Source organism: Limnohabitans sp. (genome assembly GCF_030158565.1).
In the GTDB taxonomy this organism is placed as follows: Bacteria; Pseudomonadota; Gammaproteobacteria; order Burkholderiales; family Burkholderiaceae_C; genus Limnohabitans_A.
This window is the reverse complement of the sequence record NZ_JAOASQ010000010.1, coordinates 40,533-57,946: the sequence shown is the minus strand read 5'-3', so window position 1 is coordinate 57,946 and position 17,414 is coordinate 40,533. Positions and strand designations below refer to the sequence as shown.

14 protein-coding genes are annotated in these 17,414 nt (G+C 60.0%); 1 reads left to right on the top strand and 13 read right to left on the bottom strand.

The features are described from left to right. Positions 1-34: 34 nt before the first annotated feature. The 5 genes from rlmN to Q1W40_RS01890 all read right to left on the bottom strand — a co-directional run bounded on the left by rlmN (position 35) and on the right by Q1W40_RS01890 (position 4,843). Positions 35-1,174: a 23S rRNA (adenine(2503)-C(2))-methyltransferase RlmN gene (rlmN, locus tag Q1W40_RS01910; protein ID WP_300708313.1), complete on the bottom strand. Its 1,140-nt coding sequence runs from the start codon at positions 1,172-1,174 to the stop codon at positions 35-37. A gap of 32 nt (positions 1,175-1,206) precedes the next feature. After that, complete coding sequence (ndk, locus tag Q1W40_RS01905; protein ID WP_108322715.1) at positions 1,207-1,632, bottom strand: nucleoside-diphosphate kinase; 426 nt, start codon at positions 1,630-1,632, stop codon at positions 1,207-1,209. A gap of 124 nt (positions 1,633-1,756) precedes the next feature. Continuing rightward, entirely contained in the window at positions 1,757-2,962 is a 1,206-nt protein-coding gene (locus tag Q1W40_RS01900; RefSeq protein ID WP_300708309.1) for a pseudouridine synthase, read from the bottom strand. Further along, positions 2,959-3,711, bottom strand: a complete 753-nt coding sequence (scpB, locus tag Q1W40_RS01895; RefSeq protein WP_300708307.1) for an SMC-Scp complex subunit ScpB — start codon at positions 3,709-3,711, stop codon at positions 2,959-2,961. The genes Q1W40_RS01900 and scpB overlap by 4 nt, the downstream gene beginning before the upstream one ends. 133 nt (positions 3,712-3,844) lie before the next feature. Further along, the gene (locus tag Q1W40_RS01890; RefSeq protein ID WP_300708305.1) at positions 3,845-4,843 is read right to left on the bottom strand and encodes an RluA family pseudouridine synthase; all 999 of its coding nucleotides are present in this window, start codon (positions 4,841-4,843) and stop codon (positions 3,845-3,847) included. A gap of 80 nt (positions 4,844-4,923) precedes the next feature. On the opposite strand from Q1W40_RS01890, the gene Q1W40_RS01885 reads away from it, so the two are divergent. Further along, positions 4,924-5,709: an outer membrane protein assembly factor BamD gene (locus Q1W40_RS01885; protein WP_300708370.1), complete on the top strand. Its 786-nt coding sequence runs from the start codon at positions 4,924-4,926 to the stop codon at positions 5,707-5,709. On the opposite strand, the gene Q1W40_RS01880 is transcribed toward Q1W40_RS01885, so the two are convergent. From Q1W40_RS01880 to Q1W40_RS01845, 8 genes are all read right to left on the bottom strand, one after another. Beyond that, entirely contained in the window at positions 5,675-7,681 is a 2,007-nt protein-coding gene (locus Q1W40_RS01880) for an ATP-dependent DNA helicase (protein WP_300708368.1), read from the bottom strand. The genes Q1W40_RS01885 and Q1W40_RS01880 overlap by 35 nt on opposite strands. Positions 7,682-7,776: 95 nt before the next feature. Continuing rightward, complete coding sequence (locus tag Q1W40_RS01875; RefSeq protein ID WP_300708366.1) at positions 7,777-7,983, bottom strand: DUF465 domain-containing protein; 207 nt, start codon at positions 7,981-7,983, stop codon at positions 7,777-7,779. 8 nt (positions 7,984-7,991) lie between these two features. Next, a complete protein-coding gene (locus Q1W40_RS01870; RefSeq protein WP_300708303.1) occupies positions 7,992-8,324 on the bottom strand; it encodes a hypothetical protein in 333 nt (110 codons plus the stop codon). After that, entirely contained in the window at positions 8,321-9,418 is a 1,098-nt protein-coding gene (gene zapE / locus Q1W40_RS01865) for a cell division protein ZapE (RefSeq protein ID WP_300708301.1), read from the bottom strand. The genes Q1W40_RS01870 and zapE overlap by 4 nt, the downstream gene beginning before the upstream one ends. A 113-nt stretch (positions 9,419-9,531) precedes the next feature. Beyond that, positions 9,532-10,959 (bottom strand): dihydrolipoyl dehydrogenase, encoded by a 1,428-nt coding sequence (gene lpdA, locus Q1W40_RS01860; RefSeq protein ID WP_300708299.1) that lies wholly within the window; start codon positions 10,957-10,959, stop codon positions 9,532-9,534. Between the two features lie 59 nt (positions 10,960-11,018). Next, positions 11,019-12,272 carry a 2-oxoglutarate dehydrogenase complex dihydrolipoyllysine-residue succinyltransferase gene (gene odhB / locus Q1W40_RS01855; RefSeq protein WP_300708297.1) on the bottom strand — a complete coding sequence of 418 codons (1,254 nt, stop codon included), beginning with the start codon at positions 12,270-12,272 and terminating at the stop codon, positions 11,019-11,021. A gap of 44 nt (positions 12,273-12,316) precedes the next feature. Next, entirely contained in the window at positions 12,317-15,184 is a 2,868-nt protein-coding gene (locus Q1W40_RS01850) for a 2-oxoglutarate dehydrogenase E1 component (protein WP_300708295.1), read from the bottom strand. A 209-nt stretch (positions 15,185-15,393) separates the two neighbouring features. Next, positions 15,394-17,292: a propionate--CoA ligase gene (locus Q1W40_RS01845; protein WP_300708293.1), complete on the bottom strand. Its 1,899-nt coding sequence runs from the start codon at positions 17,290-17,292 to the stop codon at positions 15,394-15,396. Positions 17,293-17,414 lie beyond the last annotated feature (122 nt).

Below are 17,414 nucleotides of genomic sequence, written 5' to 3'. Positions count from 1 at the left end.
CCGATGGTGGGGAAAGGCTATCGGTCATCAGTCATCAAGCTTGGGAATTAAAAGAATTCACAGGCACCAAGGGGATGGTGCGCTGCTGTGCCATGCGGCTTTGCACTTGCGTGCGGTCTTTCACGTCACCGGCCAATTGACCGCAAGCGGCGTCAATGTCGTCACCACGGGTTTTGCGCACGGTCGTGACCAAGCCCGCATCTTGCAAGGACTTGGCAAACGCCTGAACGCGGGCATGGGGTGAGCGCAGCAAACCCGAGGCCGGAAAAGGATTGAAAGGGATCAAATTGAATTTGCAACGCAAACCCTGACGGGCATGTTTTTGCACCAAATCAATCAATTGCTCGGCATGCTCGGGCTGGTCATTGACGCCATCGAGCATGCAATATTCAAAGGTGATGAAGTCACGTGGTGCATGCGCCAAATAAGCGATGCAAGCTTGCATGAGTTCATCCAGTGGGTATTTGCGGTTGAGCGGCACCAGGTTGTCGCGCAGCGCATCGCCCGGCGCGTGCAAGGACACGGCCAACGCAACAGGACAATCGGCCGAGAGCCGCTCGATCATGGGCACAACGCCCGAGGTGGACACCGTCACGCGGCGGCGCGACAAACCATAACCGTGGTCGTCGAGCATGGTGCGCAATGCGGGCACCAGAGCAGAGTAGTTTTGCAGCGGCTCGCCCATGCCCATCATCACCACGTTGGAAATGACGCGGTCATCGGTGCCCAAATGCTTGCGCAGGAAATGTTCGGCAAACCACAACTGCGCCAGGATTTCACCAGTCGTCAAATTGCGACTGAAGCCCTGGTGCCCGGTGGAACAAAACCGGCAGCCCACAGCGCAACCGGCCTGGGAAGAAACGCACAAAGTGCCCCGGTCGTCTTCTGGGATGAACACCGATTCAATGGCATTGCCATCGCCGACGTCGAACAGCCATTTGATGGTGCCGTCGGCAGAAATGTGTTGACTGATCACGGGCAGCGCCGAAACGTGCGCGTGAGATTTGAGCTTTTGGCGCAAAGATTTCGCCAAATCGCTCATCTGATCGAAATCAGAAGCGCCCCGCTGGTGAATCCAGCGGAACAGCTGGGTGGCTCGAAAGCGCTTTTCGCCCAATCCGTCACAAAAAACGGCCAGACCTTCCAGGTCAAATTCGAGAAGGTTGGCCGTCATACGGATAGGGTCGCGCTGGAGCCGCGACGCAATCAGCGTGCGTAAACGTTCATGCCGGGGAAGAAGAAAGCAACTTCCACAGCAGCAGTTTCAGGGGCGTCAGAGCCGTGCACAGCGTTGGCATCGATGCTGTCAGCGAAGTCAGCACGGATGGTGCCAGCGTCGGCCTTCTTGGGATCGGTTGCGCCCATCAGGTCACGGTTCTTGGCAATGGCGTTCTCGCCTTCCAAGGCCTGGATCATGACGGGGCCAGAGATCATGAAGTCCACCAGGTCCTTGAAGAAAGGACGTGCGCTGTGCACAGCGTAGAACTGCTCGGCTTCGCGGCGCGACAGATGAGCCATCTTGGCAGCGACCACTTTCAGGCCAGCAGCTTCAAAACGAGCGTAGATCTGGCCGATGACGTTCTTGGCGACTGCGTCGGGCTTGATGATGGAGAGAGTGCGTTCGATAGCCATGGTAATTTCCTCTAACAGAGTGTTTTTAAAGCATTTTTGCCATTCAGCAAAGCCTACTATTCTAACCTGCGCAGCTCCCGAATCCCCCTCATTCTGGGACAAGGGCACACAGGAAATCCGGTTTTCAGCGGCTTCGACCGCTACCGCCGCGACCTCCACGGCCAGGGCCGACCGGGTTGCGCTTGAGCCGATTGAAACTTTCTGCACCAATGAAACCTTGCGATGACTTCACCGCTTCAGGCTGGGCGGCTGCCCCGCCCATGCCCGATTGGGCTGCAGGTTTGGCCCGAGGCACGGCCGTGCCAGCTTTACCACCGCCGCCCGTGCGAGGGCGTCGGTCATTTCGATTGGTACGGGAGACTGGCCGCTCGGTGACGGGGCGAGGACGCTCGGCGCTACCCGCCGCACGCATCAAGGAACGGATGTCGGCCTCGTCCAGTTCCAGCCAGGCCCCGCGGCGCAAACCATGCGGCAAAACCATCGCGCCATAACGGATACGGATCAACCGGCTGACAGCGTGGCCCACCGACTCCATCATGCGGCGGACTTCGCGGTTGCGACCTTCGGAAATCGTGACCCGATACCAGCAGTTGGAGCCTTCACCGCCGCCGTCTTCGATCGAGCCAAACTGGGCCGGGCCGTCGTCCAGCATCACGCCGTCGAGCAGTTTTTGTTTTTCGTCTTTGCTCAAAGCGCCCAGCACGCGGACCGCGTACTCACGCTCCAGGCCAAAGCGGGGGTGCATCAACTGGTTGGCCAACTCACCGGAGCTGGTGAACAACAACAGACCTTCGGTGTTCAAATCCAGACGGCCCACCGACTGCCATTTGCCGTTCATCAGGCGTGGCAGTTTGCGGAACACCGAAGGACGGTTTTGCGGGTCGTCATGGCTGACGATCTCGCCAGCGGGCTTGTGGTAGGCGATCACACGGGCTGGCGGCGGATCGATCCGGATGCGCAGCGGCTTGCCGTTGACCTTGATCTGATCGCCGTACTGAACGCGCTGACCCACATGGGCCGGCTCGTTGTTGACCGCGACGCGGCCTTCGGCGATCAGCTTTTCCATTTCCAGGCGCGAACCCAGGCCGGCTTGCGCCAGCACTTTGTGCAGCTTGGGCGAGTCCGCCTCAGGGGCCAGCACACGTTTACCCAGATCCACCGCCTCTTCTGGTGCCGTCTCGTCTTCGTCGAATTGACCGGATACCACGTCCGACAGCTCGATCGGCTTGTAAGCCCTTTCGGGGTCAAACATGGAGCGCGGCTTGCGGGACTGCGCGCGCTGGCCAGCAGGTTTGGAAGGACGGGCGTCGTCTTGGGTGTGATCTGTCATGGATTAGGGGATTCTTCGCCGGGCGAAATAGGTGAAATTAACGTGTCAGGCACGGCGAAGGAGGCCTCTGCTTGATCAGCAGAAGCATTAGAAATGGGTTCAAAAGCCAAGCTCTCTTGAGACTCAGAAGACGGGGCGACAAACGCAGAAGGCAAGGCCTCGATGGCATCTTCAAGCGACAAGGTTGGCTGCAGCGGCAACTCATCAACCAACCCCGTCAAGGCAGATGCCGGGGAATCTGTTTGTGCCAACAAGGGCAACTGATCGAGCGATGCCAGCCCCAGATCGTCCAGAAACTGGCGTGTGGTGGCATACAAACCGGGACGGCCCACGGTTTCACGGTGACCAATGACCTCCACCCAGCCACGGTCTTCGAGCTGCTTGAGGATCTGAGAGTTGATCGTCACACCGCGGATGTCTTCCATGTCACCACGCGTGACCGGTTGACGGTAGGCAATGATCGCCAAGGTTTCCAGCGCCGCACGTGTGTACTTGGGTGGCTTTTCGGGATGCAAACGGTCCAGGTATTCGCGCATTTCCGGGCGGCTTTGGAAACGCCAGCCACTGGCCACGGCCACCAGATCCAGGCCTCGTTGAGCCCAGTCGAGTTGAAGCTCTTGCAGCAATTGCCGCAGGGTATCGGCCCCGAGTGCATCGTCAAATAAAACGCGCATGTCGCGCAATGACAAAGGCTGGCCTGCCGTGAGCAGGGCCGTTTCCAGGACACGCTTGGCTTGCGCCGTATTCATGGTGTCAATCTTTCGGGAAAAAGACGCCTCACGGCGTCGAAAGTGCAGAGATGGTGGTCGTCTTGACCACCCCGTTCTGAGAGCCTTGGCAAACATGCCTGGCTCTGGATTCGCTCAAACCGGCGCTGCCAGCTCATGCTCCCTGTGAAATTGCATTGTAACTGAGGCCCAAATCGGCCAAGGCGCGGGCCATGTCATCGGGCAATGCGATCCGCAGGTCAATGGCCTGGCCCGTGATCGGGTGCTCGAATGCCAGATGCCAGGCATGCAGGGCCTGCCGGGTCATGCCGGCCAAAGGGGCACCGCCGTACACGGCATCCGCCACCAAGGGATGGCCCAGATGGGCCATGTGCACCCGGATCTGGTGCGTGCGCCCCGTGTGCAAGGTGCACTGGACCAGACAGACGCGCTCATTCTGGTCCAGCACATCGATGGTGGTCGCCGCTGTTTTGCCTGACTGGTAAGCCAAGTCCACCACCGCCATGCGCAAGCGGTTGGCCGGATCGCGCCCGATGGGCGCTTCAATGGTGCGTGGTGAAGGCCCCGTCCATGGTTTGTGGGCCAAAGCGAGGTATTGGCGATGCACCTCACGGGCCGCAATTTGCTGCACCAAAGCATCCATGGCCTGGCGGGTGCGGGCCACCACCATCAGGCCACTGGTGTCCTTGTCCAAACGGTGAACGATACCGGCACGCGGCACATCTGCGGCCATGGGGTCCAGGGCCAGCAAGCCGTTGAGCAGCGTTCCCTGCCAATTGCCGGGTGCAGGATGCACCACCAAACCCGCAGGCTTGTGGATCACACGCAAATGGGCATCTTCGTACACCACATCAATGGGCATGGCCTCCGGCACAAAGGCCTTCGACTGGGGTGTGGCGCGCAAGGTGACTTGAACCGCATGGCCCAGCCGCACCTTTGTCGACGGCTTGGTGGTGACGCGACCGTCCACCAAGACATCGCCCTGCTCGATCAGTTGCTGCAGGTAATTGCGGGAAAACTCGGGCACCAATTGGGCCAGCGCGCGGTCCAGGCGTTGCCCATGCAAAGTCACGGGCACCTGGCTTTGGCGAAGCTCTTCCTCAGCGGCATCACTGACTTGTAAAACATCGTCTTGCGCCAAGGCTTGAGACACGTGGGCTTCAGGGGTGGTCGATATAATCAATTCGATTGAACAGTTCAAGGACGTCAGAGATGCAAAGCAACAGATTATCGATGGTTCCAGCCGGCTTGGTGTTGGCAACGGGCCTGATGCTGGCAGGCTGCTCGAACACGCCCAAAGATGTGACTGTGGGCTGGTCCCCAGAGAAGATTTACAGCCAAGCCAAGGAAGATGCTGATTCGGGTGCATGGGACAAGGCCATCGGCATGTTCGAAAAACTCGAAGGCCGCGCGGCAGGAACCGTGTTGGCTCAGCAGGCACAGATCGACAAAGCTTTCGCACAGTACAAAACGGGCGACAAAGTCCAAGCGGTGGCCACCTTGGACCGCTTCATCCGCTTGCACCCGTCCAGCCCGGCCGTCGATTACGCCCTCTACCTGAAGGGCCTGGTCAATTTCAATGACAACCTGGGCTTGTTCTCCTCCATCGTTGACCAGGATCTGTCCGAGCGCGATCAAAAGGCGGCCAAAGACGCGTATGAATCCTTCCGGGAGTTGAGCGCACGCTTTCCGGATTCGAAATACTCGCCCGAAGCACGCCAGCGCATGACCTACATCGTCAACTCATTGGCGGCTTATGAAGTGCACGTGGCGCGTTACTACGCCAGCCGTGGCGCCCATGTGGCTGCCATCAACCGCGCACAGCAAGCAATTTCAGACTTTCCCGGCGTGCCCGCCAACGAAGAAGCCTTGTCGATCCTGATCAGCTCCTACGAAGCCATGGGCATGACGGATTTGCGCAACGATGCGCAACGCGTGTTGGAAAAGAACTTCCCCGCCTCACCCTATCTCAAGGGACAAGCGTTCAAAAAGTCGAAGAGCTGGTGGCGTTTTTGGTGAGCTGCGCCACGGCGTCCAAAAACGCCTGGTGATCGCTCAAGCGGCGCATGGGGGGCAAACCCCTGACCAGTCTCCGCCCATAAGACATGCTGCTCAAACGGCTGTCGCACACCACCAAAATGCCCTGATCGCTCTCACTGCGAATCAAACGCCCGGCCCCTTGCTTGAGGGTCACGGCGGCTTCGGGTAAAGCATGGTCGGCGAATGCACTGCCGCCTTCTCGCGTGATGCGTTGGCTGCGCGCCTCAAACAGCGGATCGCCCGGTGGAGGGAAAGGCAATTTGTCGATCACCACCAATTGCAAGGCCTCGCCGGGCACATCAAAGCCCTCCCAAAACGAAGCCGAAGCCACGAGAATGCAGCCGGCACGCCCTTCACTGGCGCCTTCGCGGAAACGCTCCATCAAGCGCCGCTTCGGGCTCTGGCCCTGAACCAGCACTTCAATGTGGCTGCTGGCATCCAGACGCGACTGCAAATGCTCGCCAATGCTGCGCATGGCGTTCAAGGTGGTGGTCAACACCAAGGTGCGGCCACCCAAGGCGGTCACGGCCTCGGTGACCAGCTGGGCCACATGTTGCACATGGGAAGAATCGCCTGGCTTGGGGAAATGCTCAGGCACATACAGGCAAGCTTGCGATGCATAGTCAAAGGGGCTGCCGACCTGCATCACGCGAGCAGAAGTCAAGCCGCAGGGCTGCGTGAACCAGCGCAAACTGGGCTCATCACCCAAAGTGGCCGAGGTGAATATCCAGGCTTTCTGACCGACACCACCGCCCTCGCCTGTCGCCTGCCCCGCTGAAGCAGCGCTGTCCATGCTGGTGGTGAACGGCAGATCATTGGTCTGTTCGTCTTGCCCAGAGGTGGCCGCCACAGGCGATTGGGTCAACTTGATGAAGGCATTGGCAATGTCCAAGGGTGATTCGACCATGCGCAGCTGCGCGCTGACTTCCAGCCAACGCACCCCTTCGGGATTGGGGGCATCGCAGAAGATCGCCACACGCTGCACCAATTCACGGGTCCGGTCGCCCAGGCGCTGAAAGTCCGGCGCCAACTCGCTCACCATGTCCAGGCCATCGCGCAAAGACTCCAGGGCACGCGTCAGCACCCGCATGGCTTGCTGCCATTCGGCGGGTTCTACGCCCTCGGGCAAGCTGTCAGTCCAGCGCAGGCGAACAGCGCCACGGTGCATGCCTGCCGCCAAACGCAAATCGCGCGAAGCTTTTTCCAACTGGGCGCTCAAAACCTGCCAATCCACCAGACCTCGGGCCAGTTGCAAGCCTGTGGCCAACACATCCCGGGACAATTCGAGCAGCTGCACGGTCGACAGCTGCTGCCCCAGAAAATTGACGCCAATTTCGTTGAGCTGGTGCGCTTCATCAAAGACCGTCACGCGCACGGTGGGCAACAGCTCGGCCACCCCGGATTCGCGCACCGCCACATCGGCAAAAAACAAATGGTGGTTGATCACCACCACATCGGATGCCATGGCCTCTTTGCGCGCCAAATTCACGTGACAGGCCTTGTAACGCGGGCAAGACGATCCCAAGCAGTTGTCGCGCGTTGAGGTCACCAAAGGCCACAAGGATGAACGCTCATCCAGGCCCGGCAGTTCCGCCATGTCGCCCGTGCGCGTGCTCTGCGCCCAAACTTCGATCTTGGCCAAAGCGCGCTGTGCACCGGCTTGCGCCGACTCGGGGTTGTGACGGGCCTGCTCCATGCGGTGCAGACACAGGTAATTGGAGCGCCCCTTGAGCAAGGCCACGCGGATGGGCAAACCCAGCACATCCACCAGGCGCGGAATGTCGCGGGAGAACAGCTGGTCCTGCAAGGCCTTGGTGGCCGTGGAAATCAAGGCGCGTTGCCCACTTAGGAGTACAGGCACCAGGTAAGCATAGGTCTTGCCCACACCTGTTCCGGCCTCCACCACCAACTGCCCCCCGTCTTCGACGGTCTGGCTGACGGCCAAGGCCATGTCGGTTTGCCCATCACGCGCATGGTAGCCTGGAATGGCTTGCGCCAACGTGCCCTGGCCTGACAAGGTCTGCAGCACCCTTTGCGTGAGCAGACTCAAGCGGGCTCCTTGGGGTCCAGCATGGCTTGCAGTTGGGCCATTTGATCGCGCAAAGCCAAGCGGCGCTTTTTCAGGCGGCGCATGCGCAGCTCATCGAGCGGCTGGGGATGCAAACTGGCCTGATCAATCAGCGCATCCAGATCGGCGTGCGCCATTTGAAGCTCAATCAACTGACGCTGTGGCGAGTGCAAATCCTCGGACAATGAATCCATCATGGCTTGGCAGCGCTTTCCGCCTGTTTGTTTTGCAAGCGCTCGTTGCGTTGCTGAGTGCGCCATTGACGCTCTCGCTCATTGACGGCCAATTCAGCCTGACGGATGGGCTCCAGATCTGCGCGGCGTGTGCGACGGGCCTGGATGATGCAATTGTTGACGGCAAATTTTTGCCAGCAAGCTTGTGATCGTTCTTCAAAAGCATCCAGCACCAACTGGCGTTGCGCCGCCAGGACTTCACGCTCTTTGGCAAAAGCAGCCGCCGTGTCATCGGCGGTTTGCGCGAACGCACAGGCGCTTGAACACAACAAAAGAAGAAAGCCCTTCTTCATGTCAGGTGCGTGTCCACAGTGCGGTGCTCCAGCGCCAGGAATTCGCTGGACTGCATCTCATGCAGACGCGAAATCGTGCGCGGAAACTCGTGCGACATCGGCCCTTGCAAGTAAAGCGCTTCAGGCTCAACGGCCGCAGACAAAATCAACTTGACCCGGCGGTCGTACAGCACGTCGATCAGCCAGGTGAAGCGCCTGGCTTCGGACGCCATGCTCACTGGCAGTTGCGGCACATTGCTCAGCAGTACCGTGTGGAACTGCGTGGCGATTTCCAGGTAATCGTTTTGAGAGCGCGGCCCCCCGCAAATGGCCATGAAATCGAACCAGACCACATCCCCCGAGCGGCGACGTGACTGGATCTTGCGCGCCTCGATGTGCAGCACCGGGTCTTCGTCCGGCCCGGTGGCCAGGCGGTTGAAGGCGTCTTGCATTTCGGCATCGGCTTGTTCACCCAGCGGGGAGTGGTACAGCTTGACCATCTCCAGTGTGCGGCGGCGGTAATCGGTGCCGTTGTCCACGTTCAGAACATTCATGCGCTGATTCAACAAGGCAATGGCCGGCAAGATGCGGTCGCGGTGCAAGCCGTTGGGGTACAGGCCATCGGGCATGAAGTTGGACGTGGTCACAAAACCCACGCCGTTGTCGAACAGCGCCACCAGCAGCCGGTGCAGGATCATCGCATCGGTGATGTCGGCCACGTGGAATTCATCGAAGCAGATGAGCCGGTAGCGCTTGGCCATTTTCTTGCCCAGCACATCCAAGGGGTTGACGGTGCCCTGCATGGCCGTCAGTTCGCGGTGCACCTCCCGCATGAACTCGTGAAAATGCAGGCGGGTTTTGCGTTTGATCGGAACGGCTTCGTAAAAGCAGTCCATGAGGAAACTCTTGCCGCGCCCTACCCCGCCAAACATGTAAACCCCTTTCGGGATTTCAGGGCGGTTGATCAGCTTTTTCAGCGCATTGGAGCGCTTGGCGCGGTAGGCCGCCCAGTCGTTGGCGCACTGCTCCAGCGCATCGATGGCACGCAACTGGGCAGGATCACTTTGGAACCCACGTTTGCGGAGTTCTTCTTCGTAAACAGCACGAACAGACATGGGTGGATCGATCTTCAACGTCAAAAACGAAACCCGGGGCCAGCCCGGGTTTTGGGGATGCAAGAACTTTAACCCAACTCGTTGCCGACCGCAGTCGGCAACGGGCCATGGGCTTAGAAGTTCAGGGTGCGCTTGTCCACCGCCAAAGCCGCTTCCTTGGTCGCTTCGCTCAAGCTGGGGTGTGCATGGCAGATGCGGGCGATGTCTTCGGCGCTGGCGCGGAACTCCATCGCCACCACAGCTTCAGAGATCAACTCTGACACCTGTGGGCCCACCATGTGCACGCCCAAAATTTCGTCGGTCGTGGCATCGGCCAGAAACTTCACCATACCGGTGGTGTCGCCCAAAGCGCGTGCACGGCCGTTCGCGAGGAACGGGAACGTGCCGGCCTTGTACGCCACACCGTCGGCCTTGAGCTGTTGCTCTGTGCGGCCCACCCAAGCGATTTCGGGGCTGGTGTAGATGACCCAAGGGATGGTGTTGAAGTTGACGTGACCGTGTTGGCCAGCGATGCGCTCAGCCACGGCCACGCCCTCTTCTTCGGCTTTGTGCGCGAGCATCGGGCCACGCACCACGTCGCCCACCGCCCAGACGCCTGGCACATTGGTGCGGCAATCGCCGTCCACCACAATCGCACCACGCTCATCGAGCTGCAGGCCAATGGCTTCGGCATTCAAACCGATGGTGTTGGGCACGCGGCCAATCGACACGATCAGCTTGTCAGCGTCCAACACAATGGCTTCGCCTTTGGCGTTGGTGTAGTTGACGGTGACGCCCTTCTTGCCGTTGACGATCTCGCCGACTTTCACGCCGAGTTCGATCTTCAAGCCTTGCTTGTCGAATGCTTTCTTGGCTTCTTTGGCGATTTGCTCGTCCACAGCGCCGAGGAATGTGGGCAGGCCTTCGAGGATGGTCACGTCAGCGCCGAGACGACGCCACACAGAACCCATCTCCAAACCAATCACGCCTGAGCCGATCAAGGCCAACTTCTTGGGCACAGCGCCCACGCGCAAAGCGCCGTCGTTGGACAACACGTTGACTTCGTCAAACGGTGTGCCGGGCAGCGCACGGGCGTTCGAGCCTGTGGCGATGATGACTTGCTTGGCCGTGATGGCCTCTTCGGTCTTGCCAGCCACGTTGATGGTGTAACCGCCTTCAGCCTTGCCAGCAAAGCTGCCGCGGCCGTGGAAGAACGTGACCTTGTTTTTCTTGAACAGGTACAAGATGCCATCGTTGTTTTGCTTCACGACGTTGTCCTTGCGGGCAATCATCTTGGCCACGTCCATCTTCACGTCCTTGGCGGTGATGCCGTGGTCTGCGAAGTGGTGATTGGCGTGCTCAAAGTGTTCGCTGGACTGCAGCAAAGCCTTGGAGGGAATGCAACCCACGTTGGTGCAGGTACCGCCGGGCGCTGGGCCACCGGCTGCGTTTTTCCACTCGTCGATACAAGCGACCTGGAAACCGAGTTGTGCAGCGCGGATGGCTGCGATGTAGCCACCGGGGCCACCGCCAATGACGACGACGTCGAATTGTTTGCTCATGGTATTTGTCTTCTGGATGAAAAACGCCCCCTGGGCAGGGGGCATTCAAAACAAGGGGTTTAGATGTCGAACAGCAAGCGTGCTGGATCTTCCAGCGCCTCTTTCATGGCGACCAGGCCCAAGACAGCTTCGCGGCCGTCGATGATGCGGTGGTCGTAAGACATCGCGAAGTAGTTCATGGGGCGAACCACAACCTGGCCGTTTTCCACCATGGCGCGGTCTTTGGTCGCGTGCACGCCCAAAATGGCCGACTGGGGTGGGTTGATGATCGGGGTGGACATCATCGAGCCGAAGGTGCCGCCGTTGGAGATCGAGAACGTGCCGCCGGTCATCTCTTCGATGCCCAGTTTGCCGTCACGGGCCTTGACGCCAAATTCGGCGATCTTCTTCTCGATGTCGGCAAAGCTCATCTGATCGGCGTTGCGCAGAATGGGCACCACCAAACCGCGTGGCGAGCCCACAGCGATACCGATGTCGAAGTAGCCGTGGTACACGATGTCGTTGCCGTCCACCGAAGCGTTGAGCACAGGGAACTTCTTCAGGGCGTGCACAGCGGCTTTGACGAAGAAGCTCATGAAGCCCAGCTTGCAGCCGTGTTCCTTCTCGAAACGCTCTTGCATGCGCTTGCGCATGTCCATGACCGGGGCCATGTTGATTTCGTTGAAGGTCGTCAGGATGGCGTTGGTCGACTGCGATTGCAACAGACGCTCAGCCACGCGGGCACGCAGACGGGTCATGGGCACGCGCTGCTCTGGACGGTCGCCCAAAGCGACAGCCGGTGCGGCCACTTGCGGCAAGGACTTGGTGGGTGCGCCTGTGGGAATCACAGCGGCGGTCGACTTGACACCACCGGCCACAGCGGACAGCACATCACCCTTGGTGACGCGGCCGTCTTTGCCGGAACCAGCGACGGAGCCTGCAGCCAGGTTGTTGTCGGCCATCAACTTGGCAGCGGCAGGCATGGCCACACCGGCCATGTTGCCACCGGTGGGGGCAGCAGCGGCCACTGGCGCAGCGGCTGGGGCTGCAGCAGGCGCGGCGGCTGGCGCAGCAGCGGCTGCACCGGCTTTGCCTTCGGTGTCGATGCGGGCGATCAGCTGCTCAGCCGCCACAGTGCCGCCATCGGCCACGATGATTTCAGAGATCACACCAGCAGCGGGTGCGGGCACTTCGAGCACGACTTTGTCGGTCTCGATTTCGATCAGGATTTCGTCAGCGGCGACGGCTTCGCCGACTTTCTTTTTCCACTGCAGCATGGTGGCTTCTGCCACGGACTCGGACAGTTGGGGGACTTTGACTTCTACGATAGCCATGTTGAATTCTCTTTAAAGGTTAAACGCAAGGTTGTTCTTGTCGATCACTTGGTCAGCACGAAGCCCTTGAGCTTCGCAAACGCCGCTTCGATCAGTGCTTTTTGCTGGTCCTGGTGCAGGTGTGAATAACCCACCGCTGGCGATGCAGACGCTGCGCGACCGGCATAACCGAGCTTTTGGCCATCGAGCATGTTCTCGTGGATGTTGTGCTGAATGAAGAACCAGGCGCCCTGGTTCTGTGGCTCGTCCTGGCACCACACGATGTCGGTGGCGTTGGGGTACTTCTTGATCTCGGCAGCGAAAGCCTTGTGTGGGAAGGGGTAGAGCTGCTCGAGACGGATGATGGCCACGTCGTCGGCACCCTTGGCTTCGCGGTGCTTGACCAGGTCGTAGTAGACCTTGCCCGAGCAGGCGATCACGCGCTTGACCTTGTCGGCCTTGATGTCCTTGGTTTCGCCAATGACGGTCTGGAAACTGCCTTTGGTGAATTCGGACACGGGCGATGTGGCGTCTTTGTTGCGCAGCAGCGACTTCGGGGTGAAGATGACCAGCGGCTTGCGCAGGTCACGCACCATCTGGCGACGCAGCACATGGAAGATCTGGCTGGCCGTGGTGGGCTGCACGATCTGCATGTTGGTGTCGGCCGCCAGCTGCATGAAACGCTCGACGCGGGCCGAGCTGTGCTCGGGGCCCTGGCCTTCGTAGCCGTGCGGCAGCATCAAGGTCAGACCGTTCACACGGCCCCACTTGACTTCACCCGAGGCGATGAACTGGTCGATCACAACCTGTGCACCGTTGGCGAAATCGCCGAACTGAGCTTCCCAGATCACCAGGGTGCTGGGGTCGTTCGATGCATAGCCGTATTCAAAGCCGAGCACAGCTTCTTCGGACAGGATCGAGTCGATGACAACGAATGGCGCCTGCTTGTCAGAAACATTTTGCAGAGCAACGTAAGTGCCGGTGTCCCACTTCTCGCGCTTTTGATCATGGATCACGGCGTGGCGGTGTGTGAAGGTGCCACGGCCGCAGTCTTCACCCGACAAACGCACAGGGTAGCCGCTGGCCACCAAGGATGCGAAAGCCATGTGCTCGCCCATGCCCCAATCCACAGGCGTGTCGCCACGGCCCATGGCGGCGCGGTCGTCATACACCTTCTTGACCAGCTGGTGCGGTGTGACCGACTCAGGGATGGTCGTGATTTTCTCGGCCAGACGCTTCCAGTCCGCCAATGGGATAGAAGTGTCACCTGCATCGGTCCACTTCTTGCCCATATAAGGCGCCCAGTCCACCGTGAACTTGGTCTTGAAGTTGGTCAGCACAGGCTCGGTGGTGTTCTTGCCTGCGTCCAATGCGGCGCGGTAGGCCTTGACCATGTCGTCGCCCAGGGTCTCGCCCAAGCCTTGCGTGGCCAGCTTGTCGGCAAACAGCTTGCGGGTGCCGGGGTGAGCGCCGATTTTTTTGTACATCAGCGGCTGGGTCAGGGCAGGCGTGTCCTGCTCGTTGTGGCCCAGTTTGCGGAAGCAGACCACGTCCAGCACCACGTCCTTGCGGAAGGTCATGCGGTACTCGAGGGCCAGCTGGGTGGCCAGCACGACGGACTCTGGATCGTCACCATTGACGTGCAACACGGGTGCTTCGACCATCTTGACGATGTCCGTGCAGAACACGCTGGAGCGCATGTCGCGTGGGTCAGAGGTGGTGAAACCGATCTGGTTGTTGATGATGATGTGGACGGTGCCGCCTGTGGAATAACCACGGGTTTGGGCCAACGCCAGGGTTTCCTGGTTGACGCCCTGGCCGCCGAAGGCCGAGTCACCGTGCACCAGCACGGGCAGCACTTGCTGGCCCAGCGGATCGTTGCGACGGTCCATGCGTGCGCGCACAGAGCCTTCCACCACGGGGTTCACGATTTCCAGGTGCGAGGGGTTGAAGGCCAGCGACAGGTGGACGGGACCACCGGCGGTGTTCACATCCGAGCTGAAGCCCTGGTGGTATTTCACGTCACCGGCAGGCAGCTCTTCAGGGGCGGTGTGGTCGAACTCGGCAAACAGGTCCGAAGGCAGCTTGCCCATGGTGTTGACCAGCACGTTCAAACGGCCACGGTGGGCCATGCCGATCACGACTTCCTGCACGCCTTTGAGGCCCGCTTGCTGGATCAGCTCGTCCATCGCGGCGATGAAGCTTTCACCGCCTTCGAGCGAGAAACGCTTTTGGCCCACGTATTTGGTGTGCAAATAACGCTCAAGGCCTTCGGCAGCGGTCAGGCGGTCGAGGATCTGCTTTTTCTTGTCGGCGCCAAAGTTGGGCTTGCTGCGGATGCTTTCGAGCTTTTGCTGCCACCAGCGCTTTTCAGCCTGCTCGGTGGTGTACATGTACTCGGCGCCCAAGGTGCCGCAGTAGGTTTCGCGCAGTGCATTGAGCAACTCGCGCAAGGACATGTTGTTCTTGCCGAAAAAGGTGTTGCTGGTGTCGAACACGGTTTCCTGATCGGCATCGGTGAAGCCGTAGAAAGCGGGGTCGAGGTCAGGAATGTTGGGGCGCTCGGTGCGCTTGAGCGGGTCCAGATCAGCCCAGCGTTGGCCGACGTTGCGGTAAGCGGCAATCAGCTGCTGCACGGCGGTGCGCTTGCGGCCCATCTCGACGTTTTCGCTGGCCATGACGACCTTGGTGCCGCCGGCTTTGGCGCGCTCTGCGAAAGCGTTGATCACGGGCAGGTGCGGCACGTCTTTGGCGTTGGAGCCGTCGACTGCGGGGACATGCTGGAGGGCGTCGAAGTATTCGCGCCAGGAGTCGGGCACGCTGCCTGGGTTGGCCAGGTAGTTCTCGTACATCTCTTCGACGTACGGGCCGTTACCTCCGAAAAGGTGGGTGTTGCCTGAATAGGCAGCGTAGACGGAATTAGTCTCGCTCATATTTCGCTGACCTCCGTTTCCCTCTGGGAAACATAAGTTGGTTGAGATTTACCTTCCGCGACACGGCTGAACCGGTTGGCGGATGCGACTGTGGCATGGGAAGGGCCTGAGTAACTCGCGCATTGTGCCACGGCTTGTCCGATGTCTAACTTACAGGTTCAAGAAGTGCCGATGAAAAAAGACCCCGCCAGGGGCGAGGTCCAGATTCATCAGCCTTTGATCAGATCGACGATCTGCTGCAAAGCGGCGGGATCATCCATGGTGGTCAGATCGCCGGGGTCGCGGCCTTCGGCCACCGCCTGGATCGCCCGGCGCAGCAGCTTGCCGCTGCGCGTCTTGGGCAAGGCCGAGACGAAGAACACCCGCGAAGGACGGGCCACAGCGCCCAGCTGCGAGTCCACCACCTTCATGACGTCGCCTTCAAGCTTCAGGCGCGCTGCCGCGTCAGTGAGGCCCGTGGTGTCCTTGGCAATGGCAAAGGCCATCGCCACCTGCCCTTTGAGCTGGTCGGCCACGCCCACCACCGCCACTTCGGCCACATTGGGGTGACTGGAAATGCTTTCTTCGATCTCGCGGGTGCCCAGGCGGTGACCGGCCACGTTGATCACGTCGTCGGTGCGGCCCAGGATGAAGTAGTAACCGTCTTCGTCGCGCACAGCCCAGTCAAAGGTGCTGTAGACCAGCTTGTTGGGCACGGTCTTCCAGTAGGTCTTGACGAAACGATCGTCGTCGCCCCAGATGGTTTGCAGGTTACCGGGAGGCAGAGGGCCTTCGATGGTCAACACGCCCTTCTGGTTGGCGCCGGTCAGTTCTTCGCCGGTCTGGTCATCGACCAGCTTGACGTTGTAGCCGTAAACGGCCTTGCCAGGCGAGCCGAACTTGCTTTCAGCTTTTTCCACGCCGTTGCAGATCGTGAGAATCGGCCAGCCGGTTTCGGTCTGCCAGTAGTTGTCAATGATGGCTTTGCCATTCAGCCCTTCGGAAATCCACTTGGCCGTGGGCTCATCGAGCGGCTCACCGGCCAGGAACAGCGCTTGCAGGCTGGACAGGTCGTATTTGGTCAGCAATGCGGGGTCTTGTTTCTTCAGCACGCGGATGGCCGTGGGCGCGCTGAACATGACGCTGACCTTGTACTTCTCGACCAGGCTCCACCAGATGCCACCATCCGGGCGGATCGGCAGGCCTTCATACATGATGGTGGCCATACCACCGATCAACGGGCCGTAGATGATGTAGCTGTGGCCCACCACCCAGCCGATGTCGCTGGTGCAGAAAAATGTGCCGCCGGGCTTGCCCTGGAAAATGTGCGGCATGCTGGCCGCCAAAGCCACGGTGTAGCCACCGGTGTCGCGCTGCACGCCTTTGGGCTTGCCGGTGGTGCCCGAGGTGTAAAGCGTGTAGCTGGAGTGGGTGGATTCAACCCACTCGCAAGGCACCACGGTGTCCATGTGCTTGGCGCGCTCGGTGGCGTAATCCACGTCACGCCCGGCCACAGGGGTGAACGCGGCCAGGTGGCGGTCAACCATGATCACGTTGGCAGGCTTGTGGGCCGACAAGCGGATGGCTTCGTCGAGCAATGGCTTGTAGGGCACACCCTTGCCACCACGCGAACCGGCATCGGCGCTGATGATGACCTTGGGCGATGCGTCTTCGATGCGGGTGGCCAGCGAGTGCGAAGCGAACCCGCCAAACACCACCGAGTGGATAGCCCCCAATCGTGCACAGGCCAGCATGGCGAACGCGGCTTCGGCGATCATGGGCATGTAAATCAGCACGCGGTCGCCCTTGACCACGCCCAAGTCTTTGAGGATCGCGGCCATGCGCTGCACTTCGGCGTGCAGGTCACGGAAGGTGTAGGTCTTTTCCTGATCGGTCTCGGTCGACACAAAAATCAGCGCAGGCTGGTCAGCGCGCTCGGCCAAGTGACGGTCCACGGCGTTGTGGCACAGATTGGTCTGACCGCCAACAAACCATTTGGCAAACGGTGGGTTGCTGTAGTCGCAGATTTGCTGGGGCTGGACTTTCCAGTCCACCAGTTTGGCCTGCTCGGCCCAGAATGCGTCGCGGTCGTTGATCGAGCGTGCGTGAAAGTCAGCAAAGCTGCCCATGAAAGTCTCCTGAATACCTGCCAATAAGAACCCGTGAGGCCCCCTCGCCGCGTGCGGCCAGAGAGCTCTTTATGAATTCTTAATTATGGATAAGGGACTTGCAACAAGCTGACTTTGTCACA